Source organism: Pseudarthrobacter chlorophenolicus A6, assembly GCF_000022025.1.
Lineage (GTDB): Bacteria > Actinomycetota > Actinomycetes > Actinomycetales > Micrococcaceae > Arthrobacter > Arthrobacter chlorophenolicus.
Map to the genome: position 1 here is coordinate 270,799 of NC_011879.1, position 20,362 is coordinate 291,160.

At 64.8% G+C, this 20,362-nt stretch carries 37 protein-coding genes; 4 read left to right on the forward strand and 33 right to left on the reverse strand.

The features are described 5' to 3' along the window. Positions 1 to 19 precede the first annotated feature (19 nt). From ACHL_RS21640 to ACHL_RS21760, 25 genes are all read right to left on the reverse strand, one after another. Complete coding sequence (locus ACHL_RS21640) at positions 20 to 427, reverse strand: hypothetical protein (RefSeq protein WP_012623263.1); 408 nt, start codon at positions 425 to 427, stop codon at positions 20 to 22. Further along, entirely contained in the window at positions 415 to 711 is a 297-nt protein-coding gene (locus ACHL_RS21645) for a hypothetical protein (RefSeq protein ID WP_012623264.1), read from the reverse strand. The genes ACHL_RS21640 and ACHL_RS21645 overlap by 13 nt, the downstream gene beginning before the upstream one ends. Beyond that, entirely contained in the window at positions 704 to 895 is a 192-nt protein-coding gene (locus tag ACHL_RS21650; RefSeq protein WP_012623265.1) for a hypothetical protein, read from the reverse strand. The genes ACHL_RS21645 and ACHL_RS21650 overlap by 8 nt, the downstream gene beginning before the upstream one ends. Before the next feature lie 39 nt (positions 896 to 934). Next, positions 935 to 1,645: a hypothetical protein gene (locus ACHL_RS21655; RefSeq protein ID WP_139187277.1), complete on the reverse strand. Its 711-nt coding sequence runs from the start codon at positions 1,643 to 1,645 to the stop codon at positions 935 to 937. Between the two features lie 39 nt (positions 1,646 to 1,684). Next, on the reverse strand, positions 1,685 to 2,410 hold the full coding sequence (locus tag ACHL_RS21660) for a hypothetical protein (protein WP_139187278.1): 726 nt from the start codon (positions 2,408 to 2,410) through the stop codon (positions 1,685 to 1,687). Positions 2,411 to 2,509: 99 nt separating this feature from the next. Beyond that, positions 2,510 to 2,824, reverse strand: coding sequence for a hypothetical protein (locus ACHL_RS21665; protein WP_012623268.1), 315 nt, complete (start codon positions 2,822 to 2,824; stop codon positions 2,510 to 2,512). A gap of 77 nt (positions 2,825 to 2,901) precedes the next feature. After that, on the reverse strand, positions 2,902 to 3,330 hold the full coding sequence (locus tag ACHL_RS21670; protein ID WP_012623269.1) for a hypothetical protein: 429 nt from the start codon (positions 3,328 to 3,330) through the stop codon (positions 2,902 to 2,904). Continuing rightward, positions 3,323 to 3,856, reverse strand: a complete 534-nt coding sequence (locus ACHL_RS21675) for a hypothetical protein (RefSeq protein WP_139187279.1) — start codon at positions 3,854 to 3,856, stop codon at positions 3,323 to 3,325. The genes ACHL_RS21670 and ACHL_RS21675 overlap by 8 nt, the downstream gene beginning before the upstream one ends. Before the next feature lie 56 nt (positions 3,857 to 3,912). Next, the gene (locus tag ACHL_RS21680; protein ID WP_043795071.1) at positions 3,913 to 4,278 is read right to left on the reverse strand and encodes a hypothetical protein; all 366 of its coding nucleotides are present in this window, start codon (positions 4,276 to 4,278) and stop codon (positions 3,913 to 3,915) included. 44 nt (positions 4,279 to 4,322) lie between these two features. Further along, positions 4,323 to 4,745, reverse strand: a complete 423-nt coding sequence (locus tag ACHL_RS21685; RefSeq protein ID WP_012623272.1) for an ATP-grasp domain-containing protein — start codon at positions 4,743 to 4,745, stop codon at positions 4,323 to 4,325. 429 nt (positions 4,746 to 5,174) lie between these two features. Then, on the reverse strand, positions 5,175 to 5,660 hold the full coding sequence (locus ACHL_RS21695; protein WP_012623273.1) for a hypothetical protein: 486 nt from the start codon (positions 5,658 to 5,660) through the stop codon (positions 5,175 to 5,177). Next, complete coding sequence (locus ACHL_RS21700; RefSeq protein WP_139187280.1) at positions 5,653 to 5,943, reverse strand: hypothetical protein; 291 nt, start codon at positions 5,941 to 5,943, stop codon at positions 5,653 to 5,655. The genes ACHL_RS21695 and ACHL_RS21700 overlap by 8 nt, the downstream gene beginning before the upstream one ends. A 59-nt stretch (positions 5,944 to 6,002) precedes the next feature. Next, positions 6,003 to 7,577 carry a helicase associated domain-containing protein gene (locus tag ACHL_RS21705; protein WP_012623275.1) on the reverse strand — a complete coding sequence of 525 codons (1,575 nt, stop codon included), beginning with the start codon at positions 7,575 to 7,577 and terminating at the stop codon, positions 6,003 to 6,005. 9 nt (positions 7,578 to 7,586) lie between these two features. Next, complete coding sequence (locus ACHL_RS21710; protein ID WP_012623276.1) at positions 7,587 to 7,859, reverse strand: hypothetical protein; 273 nt, start codon at positions 7,857 to 7,859, stop codon at positions 7,587 to 7,589. Continuing rightward, on the reverse strand, positions 7,860 to 8,189 hold the full coding sequence (locus tag ACHL_RS21715) for a hypothetical protein (RefSeq protein WP_012623277.1): 330 nt from the start codon (positions 8,187 to 8,189) through the stop codon (positions 7,860 to 7,862). After that, a complete protein-coding gene (locus ACHL_RS21720; RefSeq protein ID WP_139187281.1) occupies positions 8,176 to 8,460 on the reverse strand; it encodes a hypothetical protein in 285 nt (94 codons plus the stop codon). Before ACHL_RS21720 ends, ACHL_RS21715 begins: the two co-directional genes overlap by 14 nt. Positions 8,461 to 8,509: 49 nt before the next feature. Continuing rightward, entirely contained in the window at positions 8,510 to 8,860 is a 351-nt protein-coding gene (locus ACHL_RS21725) for a hypothetical protein (protein ID WP_012623279.1), read from the reverse strand. Between the two features lie 3 nt (positions 8,861 to 8,863). Further along, positions 8,864 to 9,181 carry a hypothetical protein gene (locus tag ACHL_RS21730; protein WP_012623280.1) on the reverse strand — a complete coding sequence of 106 codons (318 nt, stop codon included), beginning with the start codon at positions 9,179 to 9,181 and terminating at the stop codon, positions 8,864 to 8,866. A gap of 115 nt (positions 9,182 to 9,296) precedes the next feature. Further along, the gene (locus tag ACHL_RS21735) at positions 9,297 to 10,283 is read right to left on the reverse strand and encodes a hypothetical protein (protein WP_012623281.1); all 987 of its coding nucleotides are present in this window, start codon (positions 10,281 to 10,283) and stop codon (positions 9,297 to 9,299) included. A gap of 35 nt (positions 10,284 to 10,318) precedes the next feature. Continuing rightward, positions 10,319 to 11,185 carry a helicase associated domain-containing protein gene (locus tag ACHL_RS21740; RefSeq protein WP_012623282.1) on the reverse strand — a complete coding sequence of 289 codons (867 nt, stop codon included), beginning with the start codon at positions 11,183 to 11,185 and terminating at the stop codon, positions 10,319 to 10,321. Continuing rightward, positions 11,185 to 12,045 (reverse strand): ATP-grasp domain-containing protein, encoded by an 861-nt coding sequence (locus tag ACHL_RS21745; protein ID WP_012623283.1) that lies wholly within the window; start codon positions 12,043 to 12,045, stop codon positions 11,185 to 11,187. Before ACHL_RS21745 ends, ACHL_RS21740 begins: the two co-directional genes overlap by 1 nt. Beyond that, positions 12,042 to 12,212 carry a hypothetical protein gene (locus tag ACHL_RS24375; protein ID WP_012623284.1) on the reverse strand — a complete coding sequence of 57 codons (171 nt, stop codon included), beginning with the start codon at positions 12,210 to 12,212 and terminating at the stop codon, positions 12,042 to 12,044. The genes ACHL_RS21745 and ACHL_RS24375 overlap by 4 nt, the downstream gene beginning before the upstream one ends. Before the next feature lie 145 nt (positions 12,213 to 12,357). Continuing rightward, on the reverse strand, positions 12,358 to 12,639 hold the full coding sequence (locus ACHL_RS21750) for a hypothetical protein (RefSeq protein ID WP_139187282.1): 282 nt from the start codon (positions 12,637 to 12,639) through the stop codon (positions 12,358 to 12,360). A 46-nt stretch (positions 12,640 to 12,685) separates the two neighbouring features. Next, on the reverse strand, positions 12,686 to 12,892 hold the full coding sequence (locus tag ACHL_RS21755; RefSeq protein ID WP_043795075.1) for a hypothetical protein: 207 nt from the start codon (positions 12,890 to 12,892) through the stop codon (positions 12,686 to 12,688). A gap of 97 nt (positions 12,893 to 12,989) precedes the next feature. Continuing rightward, positions 12,990 to 13,274, reverse strand: coding sequence for a hypothetical protein (locus ACHL_RS21760; protein WP_012623287.1), 285 nt, complete (start codon positions 13,272 to 13,274; stop codon positions 12,990 to 12,992). Positions 13,275 to 13,475: 201 nt separating this feature from the next. Here ACHL_RS21760 and ACHL_RS21765 point away from each other — a divergent pair, with 201 nt between their 5' ends. Continuing rightward, complete coding sequence (locus ACHL_RS21765; protein WP_012623288.1) at positions 13,476 to 13,907, forward strand: LexA family protein; 432 nt, start codon at positions 13,476 to 13,478, stop codon at positions 13,905 to 13,907. After that, positions 13,900 to 15,186 carry a Y-family DNA polymerase gene (locus ACHL_RS21770; RefSeq protein WP_012623289.1) on the forward strand — a complete coding sequence of 429 codons (1,287 nt, stop codon included), beginning with the start codon at positions 13,900 to 13,902 and terminating at the stop codon, positions 15,184 to 15,186. The genes ACHL_RS21765 and ACHL_RS21770 overlap by 8 nt, the downstream gene beginning before the upstream one ends. Positions 15,187 to 15,202: 16 nt before the next feature. On the opposite strand, the gene ACHL_RS21775 is transcribed toward ACHL_RS21770, so the two are convergent. Next, positions 15,203 to 15,592, reverse strand: a complete 390-nt coding sequence (locus ACHL_RS21775) for a hypothetical protein (protein ID WP_012623290.1) — start codon at positions 15,590 to 15,592, stop codon at positions 15,203 to 15,205. Between the two features lie 63 nt (positions 15,593 to 15,655). Beyond that, positions 15,656 to 15,961: a hypothetical protein gene (locus ACHL_RS21780; protein WP_012623291.1), complete on the reverse strand. Its 306-nt coding sequence runs from the start codon at positions 15,959 to 15,961 to the stop codon at positions 15,656 to 15,658. Positions 15,962 to 16,084: 123 nt separating this feature from the next. Between ACHL_RS21780 and ACHL_RS21785 the strand changes: the two genes are divergently transcribed. Beyond that, positions 16,085 to 16,585 carry a hypothetical protein gene (locus ACHL_RS21785; protein WP_139187283.1) on the forward strand — a complete coding sequence of 167 codons (501 nt, stop codon included), beginning with the start codon at positions 16,085 to 16,087 and terminating at the stop codon, positions 16,583 to 16,585. Here ACHL_RS21785 and ACHL_RS21790 read toward each other — a convergent pair. From ACHL_RS21790 to ACHL_RS21810, 5 genes are all read right to left on the reverse strand, one after another. Continuing rightward, entirely contained in the window at positions 16,582 to 17,094 is a 513-nt protein-coding gene (locus tag ACHL_RS21790) for a hypothetical protein (RefSeq protein ID WP_012623293.1), read from the reverse strand. The two genes, ACHL_RS21785 and ACHL_RS21790, sit on opposite strands and share 4 nt — an antisense overlap. Next, positions 17,084 to 17,797 (reverse strand): hypothetical protein, encoded by a 714-nt coding sequence (locus tag ACHL_RS21795; RefSeq protein WP_139187284.1) that lies wholly within the window; start codon positions 17,795 to 17,797, stop codon positions 17,084 to 17,086. Before ACHL_RS21795 ends, ACHL_RS21790 begins: the two co-directional genes overlap by 11 nt. 223 nt (positions 17,798 to 18,020) lie before the next feature. Next, a complete protein-coding gene (orn, locus tag ACHL_RS21800; protein WP_012623295.1) occupies positions 18,021 to 18,620 on the reverse strand; it encodes an oligoribonuclease in 600 nt (199 codons plus the stop codon). 7 nt (positions 18,621 to 18,627) lie between these two features. After that, a complete protein-coding gene (locus ACHL_RS21805) occupies positions 18,628 to 18,822 on the reverse strand; it encodes a hypothetical protein (protein ID WP_012623296.1) in 195 nt (64 codons plus the stop codon). After that, positions 18,815 to 19,105, reverse strand: a complete 291-nt coding sequence (locus ACHL_RS21810) for a hypothetical protein (protein WP_012623297.1) — start codon at positions 19,103 to 19,105, stop codon at positions 18,815 to 18,817. The genes ACHL_RS21805 and ACHL_RS21810 overlap by 8 nt, the downstream gene beginning before the upstream one ends. 74 nt (positions 19,106 to 19,179) lie before the next feature. Here ACHL_RS21810 and ACHL_RS24765 point away from each other — a divergent pair, with 74 nt between their 5' ends. Next, positions 19,180 to 20,040 (forward strand): DUF4429 domain-containing protein, encoded by an 861-nt coding sequence (locus ACHL_RS24765; protein ID WP_012623298.1) that lies wholly within the window; start codon positions 19,180 to 19,182, stop codon positions 20,038 to 20,040. Here the strand turns inward: ACHL_RS24765 and ACHL_RS21820 are convergent. Continuing rightward, positions 20,037 to 20,351: a hypothetical protein gene (locus tag ACHL_RS21820; RefSeq protein ID WP_012623299.1), complete on the reverse strand. Its 315-nt coding sequence runs from the start codon at positions 20,349 to 20,351 to the stop codon at positions 20,037 to 20,039. The two genes, ACHL_RS24765 and ACHL_RS21820, sit on opposite strands and share 4 nt — an antisense overlap. Between the last annotated feature and the right edge of the window lie 11 nt (positions 20,352 to 20,362).

The window sequence follows — 20,362 nt, forward strand, 5'->3', positions numbered from 1 at the left end:
GCGGACACGACGGCTGGCGTCACCGGGCGGGCAGGATGGGCTCAAAGTCGTGGGCGATTTGGGCACGGAATGCTGTGGTCTCGTCGAGGATGAGGCGCAGTTGATCGTCTGCTTCCATGAACAGGGAGTCCGTAAAGGCGCTCTGCCATTGCTGCCGGGCGGCTGTTCCTGAGGAAAGGCGGCGCCGGAGAGGCCGCTTCGCCCAGGCAACCTTCGCGGCCCGGCCAACGAGGGTGCAGGAGCCACTGGCAATCGTGGCGTAGTAATCGGATTCCTTGGTGCGGCCCAGCACCGCCAGGACGTCGGCGTAGCGGCCTGCGTACTGGTGCAGCAATTCCGGCTCGCCCCAAGAACCAAGCACGAGCCCGCTGAGGAACCCGGTCTGGAATTCGAGGCACTCGACGTCGAGCTGGGTCAGTGCCGCCACGTGGTGACGCTCCCGTCCGGATTGGTCATCCGGTGGGCGTGGACGTCCATGTGGTGGTCCTTCTCGCAGGTCAGGATGACCGTTCCGGCCTCCGCCATGCCCGCGAAGAGGTCACGGACAGCGGTGCAGCTGGGGACCTGCTGCTTGGAGCGGAGCCGCTTCCGGACCTCGGCATCCAGGCTCGCCTCGACTGTGAAGTAGTGCACGTCCCAGGAAGGCTCGGGTGCCCCTATGACATGCAGGCGGCTCGGCAGCTGGACGGGCGGGGCTTCGGCGCTACTCATTGTCGGCGCCTCGCCAGTGCGTCTTCTGGCCCTTGTCGTTGATCATCAGGTGCGCACCGCGCTTGTCATGACCCGCGGGCTTGTGGCAGGTCCAGAGCATCTTGCCGGCGAATTCGGGCAGTTCACGGAGCGGGTCGCGGACCTTGTCGCAGGTGGCGGTGTCGGCGGGAGCTGTTGCTGTCATGCCCGTTATGTGTGCGGATCCACCGCGGAACGTCTCCGCTCAGGCAGCCTCCTCGTAATCGAGGCTTTGGGCCATGCCCGGTGTCCAGCCGTTCGCTTCGGCTTTCCGGAGAGCCCTGCGGACGCGGATGCGCTGAAGAGGTTCGGCTTCCGGGGGCACCGTTCCGTGAAGCCTGTTGTAGAGGACGTTGATGCGTTGCCGCATCTCGTGGGTGGTACCGGAGCCCCGCATGAGCTTGTTGAATGTCTGGACGCTGATCCCGCTGCGGGAGGACAGGTCTTCCGAGCACCAGCCCGCTGCGTGCAGTGCCATGGTCTGCAGCCTGGGTACCGCTCCGTCGACGCGGGTGTCCTTGCTGATCGGCCGGCCGGCAACGTCCTTGTAGCTGATGGCATTCAGGGAATCCAGGGTGCTGGCCAGGATCCGCTGGACCGTCCTGCCGCCCGGACCGCTGAGGATGTAGTGCAGGTTGCTGACACGGACGCCGCAAAGATCGGCCATGGCGTCCATGGTCAGACCCGCAGCCCGCAGCTGGATGATGCGTTGGCGGGCCAGCTCGGCACTGGCCCACTTCTTCGTCCGGGTCAGGTGTGCAGTGGACCGGTAATAGTCCCGGCTGGCGGCAGCGCACGGGGTGCAGCGGCACTTGTGGTAGCCGTACATGTCCCTGGTTCCGTGATCGTGACGGGCTTTGGGGCAGTCGCATTCGGCCAGATCGGTGGGACCGGCGGCGGTAGGGCTTGAAGGCATGGAAGCCATGTGTGCGGACTCCGCCTTCACAATCACCGCCTAGTGCGCTCGGGAGTACCTGGCATATTCGTGGTCAGTGGCGGTGTCAGCTGTCCAGCCGTTGGCGATGGCGCGGTTCCTGGCAGCGGTGGATGCTGCGCGTTCGGACGGGGTGCTCAGCACTGGCTCTGTCCCCCGTACCTCAGCGTAGAAAGAATCAATGGCGGCGCGCGCGGCCTCGGTAATGTTCTGGCCGGCCAGGAGGGCTTTGATGCTGTGCCTGCTGACGCCGATCCGCTGCGCGATCATGGAGCTGGGCCAGCCGAAGCTGTAAAGGGACTGGACCTGGCTGCGGGAGACGTCCCCGTTCACAGGTCTGCCGCCGGGGCGGTCCAGTGATGCGATGTCTTTGAACCCGATGGCGTTCAGCGCCCGGAAGGTGCTGGCCTGTACCTTCTTTGGCTTCCTGCCGCCGCGTCCATTGACGGCGTAATTCAGCACTTTGGGACTCATGGCGCAGAGCTCTGCCATCTCGAGGACGGTGATCCCGGCTTCCCGAAGCTTGGCGACCCGGGCGCGGACCAGGTCAGCGTCCACCATCTCCCGTCGGGACCGGTGCTGTTTGGCCAGCCTGTTGTACTCCGCATTTGCCCATTTGCAGGGGGCACAGCGGCAGCGGTGGTACTTGTAGGTGCCGTATTCGCCGTGTTCATGGCGCTTCCTGGCCCGTTTGCAGTTGCAAATAGCGAGAGCAGTGGGGGCGGTGGCACAGGGGCTTGAAGGCATGGAGATCATGTGTGCGGACGGCGGGGCAAGACTCACCGGACAAGAGTAATCCCCGACGAGAGGATCAGCTCCGCGCCGGGGATTATCGGGGCGTGATGTTCAGGCCGTCCGGGGTCCGTCGAAGTCGCGGGCGACCCGGGCCAGCTTCCTGACATCAGTGATGCGGGCATCCATATGCTGTCCGAGTTCCCTGGCCAGGCCGCCGACACCCATGACGATCTCGATGGCGTCCAGGACAGCCACGGAGACGGCGAGGTGGTGGCGGTGAGCGAGGGACCCGGCGGTGCGTGCTTCACCGGCCCGGTGGGCAACGACTGCCTTGCGGAGAAGTTCGTGCAGTACCGGGTCGGAAACGATGTTCACGGTGGCTGCCTGTGGTGTTGCTTTGAGAGGGAAGTCGATGATGACGGTCACTGTCCGGCTCCTGTCTGGATCTAGATGCACCTGTGCCCGCTATGTGTGCGGCCGGGACTGAACCCGTCATCAACAGGTCAGTGCTCGTCGTGGAGCTGCCACCGTCCAGGGTCGATCCTGTGGGCGAGGACGGCGCTGGGATTGGCAGCCAGAGCCGCCGGCAGCTTCGCCCGGGCCGCGTCGAGTGTGTCGAAGGCGTCGATGTTGCCGTGGATGTCGAGCCACCCGTCATCACGGCGCGTTCCGATGCCGAACTGTTCCAGCGGCTTGTACAGCAGGATGATCGGTTCGTCCGTGGAGCCGAAGAGCTCGCCGTCTGTGGGCTGGGCACGCCATGAAGACGAGTGCCAGGACCGTGTTCCGTCGATGATGGACAAGGTCCATGCCGTGCGGAAGTTCGTCTGGATGGTGGATCGGACAAGGACAACCGAATATTGGGGCAGGGACGCCAGTTCCTCGAGGGACTCGATGGCGGGAAGCTTTTCGTGGAGCAGCACCTCAGTCATCCGTTCCTCCGTTGCTCGTCAGGAGACCGGCTGCCTCAACGGCTGTCTGGTTTTCGGCAACGGGAGTGATGCAGCCGGTGTGGATGTGCACCAGGTAGCTGGTGCTGTCGAAGGACTTCTCCTCGAAGTTCAGGACGGTGTGGGTGACGCATCGAAGGTCCGGGTAGCCGAAGATGGAGACGCTGCTCAGAATGGGCGCGGTCCCGTCGGGCCCGTTGGAGCCAAGTCCCAGATGGGTGCGGATGATCTCCGTTGCATCTTTGCGGTCGCTATCACTCGTCATGTCAATGACGTCCCCGGCGAGGTCGCCCACGTAGAAGTCACCAAGGTTGTGGGTCATCTCGTCCGCGATACCGGCCAGCCGCGCAGCAAGCTGCTCGACAGCGCACGCCAGGTCCTCCACCGGGAAGTGGCTGGCAAGGACCAGCTCCATGTCACCGGACATGCGCCGGTGCTCGGTTACCTGGCTGGCGAGGTCCTGCCAGTTGATGCCGACGGAGTCAAGGATCGTGTCTATCGAGGTCATGCCGAACATGTGTACGGAGAGCTCCCGGACTCTCCCCGCAGCAATTGACCACTTGTTTAGTCGCTGCTGTAGGTCTGCTCGGGCCACCTCCAGCGGCCGTCAGGTTCGATGCTGTAGCGCATCTGGCCGAACAGGATGTCACTCGTGCCGGCCGGGTTTCCCCCGCGAGCTGCGTAGAGGGCCTTGGCCTGGAGGCCGCGCCGTTTGAGGTCCCTCAGAGCGCACCACACTGCCGCTGCCGCACCGGCCAGGGGAATCCCAATCAGCGCCCACTGACGTAGTCCGAGCCAGTGAAGGATGAAGAGCGGTGCCACACCCGCAAGGGCAACGTAGATGGCCAGCCCGATCGTCAGGTTGAGCCGGAGCTCCCAGTTGGGTGGGCGGTTGTCGATGTCGTAAAGCTCATCATCAGGTGAAATCACAATGCCCTTCCTATCAGGTCGGGGCGTGCCCTGGTCGCTGGGGGTCATACCGCGGCCCGCCAAGCCCTGAAGATGCTGGACTGGAAGAGCTGGTCCGGGACCCATTTCCAGTGGTTGTAATCGGGGGCCTGCCCCGAGAGGATCGAGGCCACAACGCCCGAAGGATTGGCCAGGTGGTAGGCGGCGGCCCAGGACGGACCGGCGCTGATGAGCTGCCACGAGCCTTCCATGGTCAGCCCAACGTCAATGCTGAAGCCTGGGGGCCGGTGCCAGACGGTGCCATCCAGAACAACCTGGGCGAAGTGCATCGCGGCAGCGGTCCGGTCCTCGTCGGTGCCCTCGTAGGCGTCGTCCCGCTTGCCCGGCCTGGTTGAGGTGGCGATACGGGTAGAGGCGGACAATTCTCCATCGGCGATGAAGACCCGGTAGCGGTCGACGTAGTTGACCGGCGCTGAGGCAAATGACATGCGCGCCGGCCACCAGGTCCTGCAGACGGTACCGATACTTGCCGACCTCGGCAACGAAGGAAGCGGGGTCTCTGTAGGTCTTCTCTTCGCTGACAGTCCCGTGCTTCTGCTCGGCGAGACGGAACACGCCGGGGCCGTTCCAGTCGGTGAGGAGCCGGCCTGCGGTGGTGCACAAGACCTTGCGGCCGAGCAGGTGGCCCGGGGCGGTGGACAGCCATGACGGTCCCGGCGAGAGGAGTGGCAGTTCGACGCCTGCGTTGTGAAGACGGGTCGCACCCTCTGTGCCGACCCAGAGGGCGGTCCCCTCCATGGTGGCGGGGACGTGGTTGCTGGTGCTTGCCTGGACGGTCAGGACGCCCGAGGACGCCAGGTGAGCCGCGGCCGCCTCAGGCGCATGGGTTTGGCCGAGGACAAGAAGCCTGTCGTAGGTCATGACGTTCCTTTCGGGAGCCAGAGCACGGTGTATGTGGCGCCGTCGCGCAGCAGCCGTTCAGAGGATTCGGGCCAGTCAGTGTCGGTGGTGCAGAACCAGCGGGCCAGCTTCTGGCCGCCGATCAGACACCACCGCTTCTGGTAGGCGTGCGGGTTCCCGTCGGGGTTCATGATGATGGCTGTGATGGGCAGGGCGTCGAGGGCGTCGACAGTACCCAGAATGCCGTCGTCGACCATCTCCGGTGCTCCGGCGATGGGGTCCCATACCGTCAGCACCGAGTCAGGGCGAAGGTACGGATGGGAGCCGTTGACGAGGACCGCGCCGTTCTTCAGGTGATGGATCGTGTCGGCCTGGTACGTGTGCAGGTGGCGTCCCTCGCGGGCGGACTTGTTGGCGTTCGGGTAGGTCAGCGACCGGAAGTACTGTCCGCGGTGTTCGGAGGTGAGCTCACCGGCCAGGATGGTGCGCGGAATGCTAGGCATCTTTGATCTCCCCGGTGTTCTGGCGTCCTTCGACGAAGGGGAGTACTTCGACGACGATGGCGCGGTGGGCGTCTACCCAGGAAGTCCTGGAATCGTCGCGGTTGGTGAAGCGGCGCCAGGAGCCGGTCCTGTTGAGGTGGTCCATGTTGGCCAGCTTCACCTTCACCTTGATGTCCAGAACCTCGGCGGTCATGATCTCCGGGTAGCGGCCGCCGGTGACGTAGGTGACGACGTCGCCGATGTTGATCGTCGCTCCGCGGGCGTCGGTTGCAGTGATAGCCATGGACATCATGTGTGCGGCGGCGGACGGAGGTCTCTCCGGAACGGAAGAGAGGCTGCGCGTCAGTGGCGGCCCGGCTCGATCAGGGCTCCCGGGACGTCCGCAAGGATCTTCAGCCAGCTGGGAGGCATCCGGCCTTCCCGGGCCTCAACGCGCAGGCGCGTTAGTAGATGAGCCAGTGCACTTTCCGGCGCGGGGGCACCCTGTCTGGGAAGTCTGCCTTCGGCAGCATAAAAGGCCGCAATTTTCGCAGGTCTGTCCGTGTTGCCCCGGCCCCACGAAGGGGCAGCCAGCAGGGCGTTGATGCGTGCCGTCTGGGATTCGGTGATGCTTGGGTTTGCTAGGAGCTTCCTCAGACGCAGGCGACTAAACATCGGTTCGGCTCCTCGTCCGGCCGACGGGAGGTGACCGTGACGTGCGACATACTCTTCGAGCTGTGCGACATACCCGGACGGGATGAAACGACGCTTTCTTCCTGGAAACTTGGAGCCGGTCCGCGCGTGGGTCTTGCACGCCGGCGTGTACCCCTCTGTCAGGGCCTGAGCAGCGGTCCTGGCTCGGTCCGCTTCCTTAGGATTGGTGGACGCCGTGCCACGCACTGCCCTCGCAAGCCAACGGCTGAGTGCCGGCACATCCGAGGACGGGAGATGGCCGTTTTCGTCAATGTATTCGCGGAGCTGCTGTAGCCGTTGGTCCACGGAATGACGCTGCCTGGGCGCGGTTGTCGTGGCCGCGCCGGGGATGCCTTCGAGCACCGCCAAAGCCTCCTCGGAGGCCTCCCCGGCCCGAATGATCCCGCGGAGCCGGGTGAGGTAGCCGGCAGCTGCGTGCTCCCCCTCTTTCTTTTGCCGTGGAAGCCTCCCGTGTTCAGCATGGAAGGAGGCCAATCCCTTGGCGAGGTCGACGTCGCTCAGTCGCCGGGCGCGGGGTTCGAGGGCGCCGGGGACGGTGCGGAGCTTGTCTTCCCGGTCCTGACTGAGGGTGTTCTTGCGGGCATGTGTGCGCTGGATGTTCAGCCAGTTGGCGATGCGAAGTTCCTCGGCATTCTCGCTGCGGCGCCGCGGCAGGGACTGATGTCCCGTGAACCAGGCGTTGAGATCCTTGAACGAGGCTTCCCAGCGGGCTGGATCCACGGGCTGCTTCGCGCGGAAAGTGAGGGACTGCTCCTGTTCAGCGGTTGTCAGGCGCAGTGCCTCCAGCCTTTCCCTGGCTGCGGGCTGCTCACTGTCCAGCAGAGCTCCGGGGATCGTCAGCAGAGTCTCCAGGTCGCCAATCCGGGATATTCCATTGCGATAACGGCTACGCAACCTATCGAGCCGCCAGCAGAGGGAACGCTCAACCGGGTCCGGGTTCCTCGGATTGCGGGGCGGCCGGCCCTTGGCCTGGGCCCAGTCGATCAGGTCCTGGTTGTCCTTCGACCTATCGGTGATGATGGGTACTCCGAGGGACACAAGCCGGGCGACGCGTGGAGCAGTAAGGATCCCAGTGCGAGCTTTTCGCTTCTGGTCCCGCAACCAGTCATGGAGACGTGTCTCCTCCTGGTTCGGGCCGCCTCTGCCCGGCAGGTGCCCATGGGCTTCCTTCCAGCGGACGACAGACGCAAAACTCTCGTCCCAGCGGTGGCTGTTCGATGGCATGGCTTACTTCTACCCGTCCGTTCTTTTGCGGAGCGCTGGTTGGCGCCGGCGTTCCTCGGCGCGTTCCGCTGCCCGGTAGTACCGGCGCAGCTTCCTCAGGTTAGTCACCTTCTGCGGGGACCAATGGAACTTACTTGCCAGCTCGGCCATGGCCGGGCCGTCCCAGCCGACAGCGATGCCGTAAATGCAGGCCGTGTCCTGAGAGGCGCCCCAGTCCATCGAGCTGAAAGTCATCGCGGCGTGCAGGGCGCCCAGCGGGTCGGTGCCCGGTGTCTTGGCCATCTAGCCCTCCTTCGGTTTTCGCGTTGCAGCCTCTTGGGCTTCCTGGGTCTGCTTGTCCTCCAGGCAGATGATCCGTTTCAGCTCATCCTGCACCGCGAGGGAATCCGGGAAGGTGCCCATCATGCCGTTGTCTTTCCATTGCTGGTTGAGGGCGCCGATGGCGTCGCTGACGGTCTCCATGAAGAACAGGACGTAGGCCTCGTGCAGCGGCACGGCACGGGTCCATTCCTCGTCACGCGCGTAGGCGTCGAAAACGTCCTTGGACGCGGCGAAGATGCGCTCCGAGTAGGGGACTTCGGGCCGGTCAGAGGTGTGGTCAATCGGAAACACTGGGTGCCTCCGTGACCGCTTCCCAATCCCCGGCGATCCGGCGGCGCTCGACAGTGTGGCCGTTCTTCAGCACGAGGGTGACCTGGTTTTCGTCCAGGTCCAGCCACGTGTTGTCCCAGCCGAGATGGTGCCGGTACTGGTAGGCGGCCGGCGTTACTTCGGCCCGCTCCAGAATGGTGTTCAGTCCGCCCAAGATGGACTGGACGTCAGGGTTGGGGGAGGTCGCGTGCCGGGCCGCGAGGGCTTTGAGCTCGGCGATAAGTTCTTCCATGCCGGACATGTGTGCGGAGCAGCGTGATCGGCTCCCCGGCATTGCCCCCCTAGCTTCTTGGGACAGAGGGCATGTGGGAGGACCTTCTCCGCATCGCGGCCCGGATGCTAAGACCCAAGAACACAACGGTCAGGATGGCGAGGATCGCCAGCACCGGGTTCACCCAGAAGGGGACTGTGTCGTATTCCGCGTTGCACTTGTTGTGCAGCGGGTACAGCTGACCGGGTTCTCGCCAGTTCAGGTGCCGGTATACGCGGTCGTAGGTCTGGCCGGCCGCCGCGCAGGTCTCATCGATGTCCTTTCCGGCGGCGAAAATCCCGACGAAAAAGACCGGCCCCAGGCAGAGGAACGAGAGGACGGCCAGGCCGAGCCAGGCCACCGGGCTCTTAGGCCATGCCACGGGCTACATCTGCTGCCAGTGGACCTTGATGGCCTCGGCGATCGGGCCCTTGGCGACATCGACAGTCAGGACGACCGGGGCTTCGCCGTCGTGCTCGATGTCCCAGTTGCGGTACACCCTGCCGCAGGACGGGCAGAGCGTGTGGATGTCATCGTCCTCAGGCCATGGAGCGAGGCCGGCGGGGACTTCGCCTTCTTCGATATGGACCGGGTAGCCGTCCGAGTTGGCCGCAATCAGGCCCTCATCAGAGGCGGAGTTGCCGCAGACGCAGGTCAGGCTGGCAACGTCGTTGTCGATGCATTCAGCGATTTCAGTGTCCATGATGTTCCCCGTTCGAATCGGTGTTCGTGTCCACCCTAATGTGTGCGGAGGCGCTGCCGGTGCTCCCCACCCTGGAACGAGCAAGGCCGGACTGCTTTGATCCGTTGACCGAAAGCTAGACAGGCGCCCGCTCTGTGACGTCACGAACCACTGGCCCGACGCCGTTCTCGGCGTTGACCGGCGTCGGCGGAATCCACCGGGTTTCATAGGCCCAGTCGACTCCCTCGATACCGCTCCTGGTCCCGGTGATCTTGCCGGCAGCATCCCGCATGGCGACGCGGACCCGCCTATAGTGGGCGCGCCGGATGTGGGGCGGCATGCGCCAGCCGCCGTCTGAGATGCCGGAGCTGGACGGGCTGCCCGAGATCTGGCGGAACGCCGATCCGACCCTCCATCCGAGGTGCCCGATCCTGGCGTCCTTCATATGGTGCGGGCGGGCGACACTGGCCGGCGGGAGCCAGTCAACATCAGGCTCAGCGGATGCCAGGTAAAGCATTAGCTGCAAGGAGAGGGTCGTTATGAGCGCTGCCGCGGCGGGGTCGCCGTCGAAATCCCGGCGCTGAGTTGCATCGGCGATGTAGTCCCCCAAGGTCTTCTCGCCGGTGACGATCTCGCCGCGGCTCAGAAACAGGACAGGAATGGCCCCGGGAGGGGGAAATCCATCGACGGTGACTATCCACGAGCAGGAGATGCCTTCGGCGTCCTGGAGGGGCTCGTGTGTTGTGCTGTCTGCCGTGACACTGATGCCTGTGGCGACCATCCCGATAAACCGGAAAGTGCGATTGTGGAGGGTCAGGACGATCGGGTCAGGTAGCGAAAAGCCGATCGCGCCGTATGGCATCCTGTCCAGCCAGTCCTCGGCGACCGTGATGTCGGGGTTGGTGTCGGCCAGCGCCAGTGCGAAGTCAAGGTCGACGCGGAGCATCACCGGGCTTTGCTCCCATTGCTCGAGCTTGCCAATGGCGTGCGCGGCCGACTCCTTGCCTTGCTGCCCCAGCATTTGCGACGTTGAATAGAACGCGTCGATGACGGAGGAGGCATCCTGGATCTTGATGCTGCGCGCGTTCCCGGCGCCCTTCTTGCGGCGGCTGGCTTTTCCCATCCCGCAACAGTAGCCAATCTGTCGGTGCCGGCGCCTCAGGCGGCCTGTTCGAGACTCTGTACCTCGGGGAGGACTCCGGGCAGCGTGCGGAGGGTGCTTACGCGCTCCGGGCTCAGCCTGCCCCGCCGGTACTGGCGGCGCTGGACGGTCAGCCAGCTGAACAACGGATGGCTCCAGTTCCCCGGCAGCGCGCCGTCGTGGCGGGAGGCATAGTCCTTGAGTTGGTCGAAGTTCCGGTTCCAGCTGTACTCGACGATGCTCGGATAGGCCAGGATCGCTTTGATCCGTGCGGCGCGGATGTCGTTGAGCCGCGACCCTGTGCCGAACGGACCATCCAGATGGTAGGTCCCATGGACGTAGTCCTTCAGCCAGGACATGGCTCGGCTGGAAGGTCGGTAGCCGTTCTCCCGGACGAATTCCTCGGCGAGGGCGATGCGGTCATCAAGGTCCTTTTCGGCATAGGACGGCGCGGTGGCGAGTAGCGCGGATATGGCCTCATGCCGGGCCCGCAGCCGTGGCGACTTCCTGGCCGGATCCAGATACAGGTTGTTGCTGACCCAGGCCCGGAGCTGGACCTCGCGGGCCGGCACCCCTTTGCGGGAGTGTCGCGGGGCGTAGCCGTTGACCTGGATAAAATCCCTCAGCTCGTCGAGGAGGGCATCCTGGTCGGGGTGGGTGTCCAGCTTCAGGGCTCCGGGGATTCCCGCCGCCCGTTCCCGGAGCTCGGGCTTGAGGGTGCCGCGCCGTTCTTTCTGGCGGAGCGTGGTGAACAGGAAGTTGGCCAGGTACTTCTCGGCAGGGTCGGTGGCGTTCGATTTGGGCAGCCTGCCGTGAGCCTGCTGGAACCGATCCAGCTCTTCGAGGGTCTCGGCCGCGGTACGCCGCCTGGTTGTCGGGCTCATCAAAGCGGGGTTCCCGCAGGCAGCGGGCGGGCGCGGGACAGGAAGAGCCCGTCGGGCCGCCACGCCCAATGGTCGTTACCCGGCTCCTGGGCGGCGAGGACCGATTCGATGACCCCGGCCACCGGCGCGTGGTAGATGTTCGAGGACCAGGCGGCATTGGCTTCAATGACGGACCAGTTGCCGTCCTTGTCCTCTCCGACGTCGAGGCTGTATCCGGGTGGCTGGTCTGCGCCCATGGCGTGGACGACGCGCTGGGCGAAGGTGGCAGCGGCGGAAGCGTCAGGGGAGCGGGCTGGCTCGTAGGCGTCCCAGGTGATGGTCACGGTGCTGTCGTGGATGCCGGGAACGGTGGCCAGGTAGAAGGAAGCTGCGGTCACCTTGCCGCGGGCGATGAAGCACCTGTATTCACGGACGTACTCCATCGGGTCGGAGCCGATGACGTGCAGCGTTTCATATCCGGTGGCGAAGTCGAAGGCGGCGCCTGCAGTCCGTTGGAAGATGCCCCGGCCGATGCGCAGTCCCGCGGGGATGCCGGCGTGCTTGTGCTCGGCCAGCTTGTAGAACTTCGGGTCGGTGCCCCGGTACGGCAGGTCACCCAGTTCGCAGGCCCACACGTCGCGGCCGAGGAACTCTTTAGGGATCCGGGTCAGCCAGTCGGGACCGGCGGACAGGAAGGAATGATCCGAGCCGCTCTTCAGCAGCCTGGTTGCCCAGGCGCCGGAGCACCACAGGGCGGTGGTGCCGTCCAGTGTCGGAGCGTCCAGCCCGAGGCTGTGCTCAACGTCGACGGTGCCGGCGGAACGCAGGTCATCTGCAAGCCAGCGGGCGCTGGTGACGACAAGGAGTTTGTCGTAGGTCATGAGCGGTCCTCGTTCCGGACGGCACGCTTGCCAGCGCGGCGGGCCCGGCGGCGAAGGGAAGGCTTCTGGTCCCCTGTGTGGCAGTAGACGCAGCCGCCGTTAGCAGACTCCGGGCAGGACTTGTCGGAGTGGGGCCTGCCGCGCCGGTCCCGGTCGCTGCTGCTCACCGAAAAGATTCCTGTGCTGGCTGGTCGTGTGGTGCATCGAAAGAGACAGCAGAGCCGGCCAGTGAGATGACTCCGACGAGTAGGGCTCCGAGCAGCATGCGGGACGCTACCCCGGCGGCATCCTCTCGCTGCAGGAGGCTCCGGATCACGCGGACCACCGGAGGGCGATGACCTCGCGGATGCTGAGGCTGCCGTCGACGGATCGCCAGGGCCCATTGCCCTCGCAGGTCATCAGTTCGAACTCGATGCCGGGCTGGGCGGCCAGGACCCGCTCGGCGTACCGCAGCGCACCGTCCTCCGTGGACCAGACGGAGATGCCGCCGGTGTCCTCGGAATACGAGGAGAGAAGAGCACCCCACACCTGGGCCGTGTCAACGGTCAGGGGGAGCGCAGCTGAACGGCGGGGGCGGGTCAGTGTGGTGGTCATGGCGGTCATGTGTGCGGAGATTCCGGCTCCGCTCACCGCATCGGGGTCAGGCGGCGTGGGTCAGCGGGACGCGCGGTTTCCGGATCGGACGGGCGGGGATGTTGAGGGAGGGGGTCGGAGCTGCGACCCCCTCCGGGGACTGCTCAGTACCGAAGGTGTTGCGGGTCGTCCGGTACAGGACGGAGCCCAGCCAGATGAACATGACGGCGGCGAAAAGCCACGCGGCGTAAAGGTGCAGGAGGTCGAGGATCATGAGCCTCATGTGTAGGGATGGCGGCCGAACGCTCATCACAAGAGAGCAGCCCCGCCGGTCGGTGACTGGCGGGGCTGCAGGGATGGGTGAGTGACGGTCAGCGCTGCACCGGCAGGTGGTCGGTATGGCCGGTCAGGTAGTCCAGCTCGGCGAGCCTCTGTTCGAGGCGCGGGATGGTATCGGCGGCACCGCGGGCCTTGGCCAGCAGGTCCTCGGTTACGGCGCGGTCCTTGGACCACTTGCCGACGATGTGGGCTTTCTGGCTTTCGTCCAAGGCGGTGGCCGGAGCAGTGCCGAGGTGTTCGGACAGGATGGCCTGGCGGTCCCAGGCGATGTCGAGCAGGGCGTGGGCGCCGACGGGCGCGATCAATGTTGCTGTCATGCCCGGAATGTGTGCGGCTGCGAGCCGATACGTCTTCGGCCACACCGGGTCAGGCGTTGGTGGTGCGTGCGATTTCTGGAGCGGGACTGAAAGGCCCCGGCTCTCTAAGCGTGTATCGGCCGTATAATTTCTTCGAAGAGATGTTCACATGTGGATAAAGCTGTGTAGAACACATGTTTGAATGTGGAAAGGTGGTGGACGATGCGGGCCGTCATCGTATCCGCCCTCACCGTGGTCGGTCTGGACGACACAGGCCCCTTGTATTGTCCCGTGGCTGTTCCGGCAGGCTTCCCCAGCCCCGCCCAGGACTACTTCACCGGCCGGATCGATCTGAATGCCCACCTGATCAGGGACATCACCTCCACCTTCCTGGTACGGGTGTCGGGGCACTCCATGGAAGGCGCAGGCATCTCCGACGGCGACGAGCTGGTCGTGGACCGGGCGATCACGCCGGTTGACGGCAATGTCGTTGTCGCCATCGTCGACGGTGAGCTGACCATCAAGCGACTCCGGCTCGAGCACGGGCGCGTGAGGCTGGCCGCCGAGAACCCGGACTACCCGGACCTCGTCGTCCCGGAACTGGCCGAGCTTTCCATTTGGGGGACCGTTACCCGGTGCCTGCACCATGTCTAAGGGGCCGCAGCGGATCGCCCTGGTGGACGTGAACTCGATGTACGTGTCCTGTGAGCGCGCCTTCGATCCCACCTTGGAAGGCAAGCCCGTCGTCGTGCTGTCCAACAACGACGGCTGCGTGGTTGCCAGGTCCAATGAGGCCAAGTCCCTGGGCATCGAAAACGGCGACCCCTGGTTCAAGCTCGCAGCCGACGCCAAACGCACCGGCTTGATCCACCGCAGCTCCAATTACGAGCTCTACGGCGACCTTTCGAGCAGGGTCATGGAGCTCCTGGGCCGCTTCTCCTATGACCTTGAGATCTACAGTATTGATGAAGCATTCGTGGCGCTCAGGGGGAGCGCCGAAGAGCTGCACCGGGTCGGCCGCGAGATGAAATCCGCCGTCGCAAGGCACGTGGGACTGCCCGTCTGCGTCGGCATCGCGGCCACGAAAACGCTGGCCAAATTCTCCAACCGCCTGGCCAAGCAAAACCCGCACATGGACGGCGTCTGCAGCTATGACCTGCTGCCTCCCGACACCGCGCAGGCCGTGATGTCCAAGGTCCCGGTGACCGGCATCTGGGGGATCGCCGGCAGGCTCGGCAAGAAGCTGAACGCCATGGGGATCTTCACGATCGCCGACTTGAAAGCCACCGACCCGGTGGTGATGCGCAAGAAGTTCTCGGTCCTGATGCAGCGGACCATCATGGAGCTCAACGGGATCCCCTGCATCCCGATGGAGCATGAGGTCGCGGCAAAGCAGCAGCTCATCTTTTCCCGGTCGTTCTCGAAGCCGGTGACCTCCGCGGCCAGGATGCATGAGGTGATGGCGATCTACGCCCAGCAGGCCGCTATCCGCCTGGCCAAGGACCATCAGCAGACCAAGCTGATGTCCTGCTTCGCCGGCACTTCCCACTTCAACCAGACAGCCGCCTCGTTCCCTTCTGCGACCGTCAAACTCCCGGCGCCCACCGCTGACCCGGTTCTGCTTACGAAGGCCGCCACGGGGGCGCTGGAGGGCCGCATCGTGGACGGCGTTCCCTACGCGCGGGCCGGGGTGATGCTGATGGACCTCTCACCGGCCGGCGCCGCGCCTCAGCTGCCCGCATTCGCCACCGCACACGAGGAAAAACACATCGGGGCGCTCCTTGGGGACATCATGGAACGGTTCGGAACAGGCTCCATCGGTCTCGGCCGCGCCGGAATGGTGGAAGCCCCTGATTGGGGAATGCAGAGGAAGGCCCTGTCCCCGCGCTACACCACAGAATGGGATGAACTGCTGGTCGTGAAAGCTGCTTAGAGGAGACCGTCTGGGCTCAAAGTTCTGGCGGGCCGGACTCGACGGTCCACGCCGCCTCAGTCCCCGCTGCTGCGACGTGCGCTACCCAGCGCTGGTGGTCCGCCTCAATAGCAGCGGTCAACCCGGCGAGGTAGCTGTCAAAGGGTCCGCCGGGAGCCTCTCGTTCGAGAAAGGCAATGGTTTCGCCCACCGGGTACATCATGGAACCAATCCGCTCATCGTCATTGAGGAAAGGCTCCAGTGCAACGACGAGCCGACCACAGATCGGATGACTGGTGTCGAGCGACCGGAGATGATCCTCGAGGTCGTAGAACCAGTCCTCCGCGTCGGGGTGGTCCTCCGCCTCCTGGTTGAGGTAATCGCCGAGGTAGTCGCGGGCCTCCGCCGGGGTGATCGTGGTCGTCATGCACCTGATTCTAGGTCTGTCCGCCGGCTGGCTTTCGGTCCCACCGTCGCAATCGCGTAATGGTCAGGCCGCTTCGAGGGATGGGAGCAGTCCGCTCCCTTCAGGAATATGGAAGGCTGTGCGCCAGGGCCGCCCGAGGGGGTCGTTGCCGGAAGGCACGGTGGCACCGTCCAGGACATGCTCGCCGTTCAGGTAGCGGGTCAGGGTGATGGCGATACGGCCGTCGTCCAGAGGCCTGGCCGACTGGAGGTTGCCGGACACCAGCCGACCCTTGATGTCGGTGAAGTCGGTCTGGACGTGAAGTCCGTTCAACTGGGCTGCGAGGGCGACGATGGTGTCGTTGGGGATGCGGCGGATCTGGATGTTCATGTCACGCCATGTGTGCGGAGGCTCGTGCATGGGTCACCGCGATGCTCCGGCGGGTCGTCGTGCCTGGCGGTCAGTCCCGGCCGGTATCGTTCATGGCGGGGGTAGGGGACTATGGAAAACGACGTGACGGACCGTCTCTGGGACAAGTCGGTGCAGGAATTCATCCAGGCGTGCAAGCACGAGCAACTCCGGGACGTGAGGCTGGGCTACACCGTGCTCGACGACACCCGGAAAATCCTCAACGTCACCGCTACCTACGCCTCACGAAAACGCGGCCCGGTTTCCGTAGGCTACCGCTGGGCCGAGACGAAGCAGGGATGGCTGCCTGAGGTTTTCGTTGACCTCCACACGGCGCCGGCCGGACTGCCCGCAGCGCCCAGGATTCTTGCGTGGAAGTCCCGGCTGTGGCGGGAGCGGGCGGGCGTTCGAACAGCCCTTGAGGCGGTCTCTTTGATCTTCTTCAAGGCCACGGCTGTGCGCAACGACCTCGGCACGATGCTCACGTCCCGATCTCCGGAAAGCAGCGAGGTGGTCCTGGAACAGGGGCATCTGCTGACCCTGCAGACACTGAACGATCTCGCCTTCATCTACAGCGGGGACCAGGCAGCTTCGCAGCGGCCTTAGCCGTTGACCGGGCGGGGGATGAGCCGGACGTCTGCGATCCAGCCGAAGTAGTCCCGAAGCGGGATGTAGCGGGGTGGCAGGTACCGAATGCTGTCGTAGTCGCCCTGCAACTCGGCAATCTCCGTGAGCGGGATGCCGGCGGCGATACGGTCGTGAACGTCCTGCGGGTACGTCTCGGCGCCGGTCAGCAGTCCAGTGAAGTGCAACCGGCCACCGCTAGACGATTCCAGATTCACTGAGAGGAATTCGAGGGTGGCCAAGATGCAGCGGTCACCGTCGGATTCGACGACACCCCGCGGGGCATAGGCGTTGAGCTCGAACGAACTCCGGCCGTCGCGCATGCCACCTTCAAGGTCCGCGCCTTTCAGGGTCACCGCGGCGTGGATCCGGTCGTGGTGGTCATGTCGAGGGAAGCGCAGGTGGGGTCCGGGCTCCAGCGCAAGGTAGGCGTCGTAGAAGCCGTCGCCGGCGACAGCCAGGGGAGCGAAAGTGTTCTCGTCAGCGTGCATGCTCTTGCCTCTCAAGTGTGTTGCCGGGCAGGTCATCGCGGATCCCAAGCAGGTAGTCGTTGCGGACGGCCTCCTGTTCGAGCTTGGTGACCAGGTCCTTCTTCGCCTGGAGACTTTTCTCGAACGAGGCAAGGTCTTCGCGCGCCTCGTCGAGACGGTGCAGGAGATCACTGCGGTCCTTGATGACGAATCGGAGGAGTTGCCGTTCGACGGCCGGCGCGAAGACGGTGTCCTCACCTGTGCGCTGCAGGTGCTCAACCCGCATCCGGTTGATGGCTTCCTCGTCAGAGATGCGCTGGATGGAGGGACCCTGGACGGGGGCCACGTTGGTGGTGCGGATGACGGCGAAGCCCTTGACCATCTCGACTCCGGTGACGGCGTTGAAGCTCAGCTGATGGCGGGTGGAAACCCAGACGGGTGTATCCCAGCCGGTGAGGAATTCATCTGCCCGGCCATCTGTGAACCGGTAGGCCACGCCGAATGCGACCCGGCGGAGGTATTCGACGTACGCCCCTACCGTGGCGGAGCCGTCGTGTTCCCGCAGCGACGGGACGAGGGCGAGGCCGTCGGCGAAGGGGCGGTGGCGGAAAAGTCCGTTGAGCCGGTTGGCGCTGCCGAAAGCGGACACGTAAAGGTGGGCATCGCCGGGGACAGCGTCGAGTGCCTCCACGAGGCCGCCAAGGGTGAGTTGCTGGGATTCCATGGACCCCATGTGTGCGGAAGGGCCGCCCTGGCTCACCGGGACGGCCCTTCTTATTGTCGGCTGGGAGGATTTGAACCTCATCTCCGGGACCATTCCCGGTGCTCTGGAGCTGGCATGTCGGCGGTGCCTGGAGGATCTAGAATCCGGCCCTTTGCCCTGCTTCGCCCTCACCTGATTGAGCTACCAGACGTCGGGGCCGCCGGGCCGAAGCCGGCAGCTGGTCTTACTGCGGTGCGAGCAGGTGCATTCCTGCCCGGTAGTAGCGCAGTTCGTTGACGCCTGCGCGGATGTCGGTGAGCGCGGTGTGGTCGCTGAGCTTCGGCGGCATGGCCTTCCAGTAGTCATAGCTCCAGCGGCGGACGAGCTCGCCCAGGCCGGAGATGTCGATGACGCGGTAGTCCATGTTCTTGCGGGTCTGCGGGAAGAACTTCTCGGTGACATCGAAGTCGAACTTCACGGAGTTGCCGCCGATCACCATGCCCCGGTACTTGGTGCCGTCAGCGAGTTCTTCACCCTTGGTGGGGAAGTACGGGGCAGCAAAGCTTGCCAGTGCATTGTCGAACTGGTCGCGAGTGACCGTGGAGGCCCGGACCTTGTCGAGCAAGCCGGTCTTGGTGTGCATATCGCGGACGAAGTCGCCCATGTAAGCGAGCTCCTCCTCGGTGGCGTGAATGGTGATGCCTTCGAGGACGGCCAGTTCGTTGAGTTGGCCGTCGGTGATGATGGCGGCACCCTCCAGCGGGACGGTAAACGGATCGCTCATCAGGCCGGTGGCCTCATAATCGACCCAGAGGATGTTGTCCGGGTTCGCGGTGATGGTCATGGTGTCCTCAGTCGTTGTAGGGGTTCGCGGCAAGGTCGGCGCGGCCGTCCCAGTCGCGGAGGGTTTCGGTGCCATCGCGCCAGGCGGCAGCAAGGTCGGGGTCATCGTAGGGGCAATCCGAGGAGTCCACATCCCCGAAGATGTCGGCGGGAACCTCTGCCCCGGCAACCCACGCCGCGGACAGTTCCTTGCGCTCAGGCACGGTAGCCGCTCCGCTCCAGCGCAAGGCTAATGTCCAGCAGCGGCTCCAGCCCGCAGTGATGTTCGTGGGTGCAGCCTTCGGGGGCGTCCCAGGCCGAGGCGGCGCAGGTGCATTCGCGGCGGTCCACGGAAAGAATTCCATTCCGGATCACCAGGTCATTCTCCGCCGGGGCCTCGGGTTCCGGGAACCTCTTCAGCAGGGCAACAAGCTGAGACTTGGTGACGACGCCGGGCGCGTGGATCGCTGCCCGGAGGGCACTGTGCAGGTCCGTGGAGGTTTCCATAGTCCTCATGTGTGCGGAGGAAATACTCGGTCTCCCCGTGTTGCCAGTGGGTCCAGTGTTGTTAGAGTCAGCGCGTGAGCAAACAGCAGAGTATCCAGTGGGTTCTTCAAGCAACCCCGGCAGCGGCAACGGAACACATCCTCGCGGCGGCCCAGGCCTTGAAGTTCAAAGCCAACCCTGGGTCGGAAAACCAGATCCTGGTGGAGTCGCCCTTCTCCTTCCGGAGCAATACTTTCGCCGGAAAATACACTGGAACGGTTCTCGCTGACGGCGATGGAGCCGTGGTTGTCTGGGACATCGAAGGCCAGGGGAGCAACCAGCCGAAGAACCTCCAGAAGCTGGCCGAGAAGCTTCCCGCCGGACTCCTGGTGAGCTCCGGACCTGTCATTGCCGCGGTCGCCGGTGCCAAGGGTGGAGGTGATGCCGAGTACCGGGCGAAGCACGGGATCCCGGCAGAGTCGTTTCTTGCCGTCGGAGTCGGTGGCTACTGCGCCTTTGATGGCCAGTTCCTGACCATCCAGCACGTAGGGGCGCTGGGTCGGCTCTCCGTCGGAAAGGGAGTGAAGAGGGTCCCGCTGGCCTCCATCTCGGCCGTGCAGATCAAGCCTGCAGGGGCCGTGATGAGCGGGTTCATCCAGTTCACGTTGCCGGGAAGCAATGAACGGCGCAGCGAGTTCGGCAAGCAGACCTTCGACGCTGCCGGCGATGAGAACTCCATCGTCTTCATCCGGGACCAGGAGCCTGCCTTCCTGGCCTTCCGTGATGTGCTTGAGCAGGCTATTGCGGCACGGCACAGCCCGGTTGCCGCAGCGGCCCCGGCCCCGGCTCCGACCGTTCTGGACCAGATCGCCCAGCTCGCCGGACTCCGGGACGCGGGAGTCCTTACCGCTGAGGAGTTCGACGCCAAGAAGGCCGAGCTGCTGAGCCGCCTCTAGGAGACGGCGGGGCGCCGGTAGAACCGCTCCAGCACGGTTGCCTCGTCAACGAGTTTTCCTTCGGTGTCGACGTGCTTTCCCTGGCCCTTCATCCGCAAGTAGCGGGCGTGCCAGTACATGGCAGCCAGCTCCTCGTCGGTGAGGGTTCGGAGCCGCGGTCGGCCAACGCAGATGTGGCCCCAGTTCCCGGCCGGCTTCTCGGCGAGTGTCCCGGGCAGGAAGTACAGGCCGGTGCGATCTTCCCGGTCGTAGATGACGACGTCGAAGGGCTTGTAGGCGGGCGCCTCAGTGGCTGCCGGTGACGCTGTCATAGCGGTTTTCC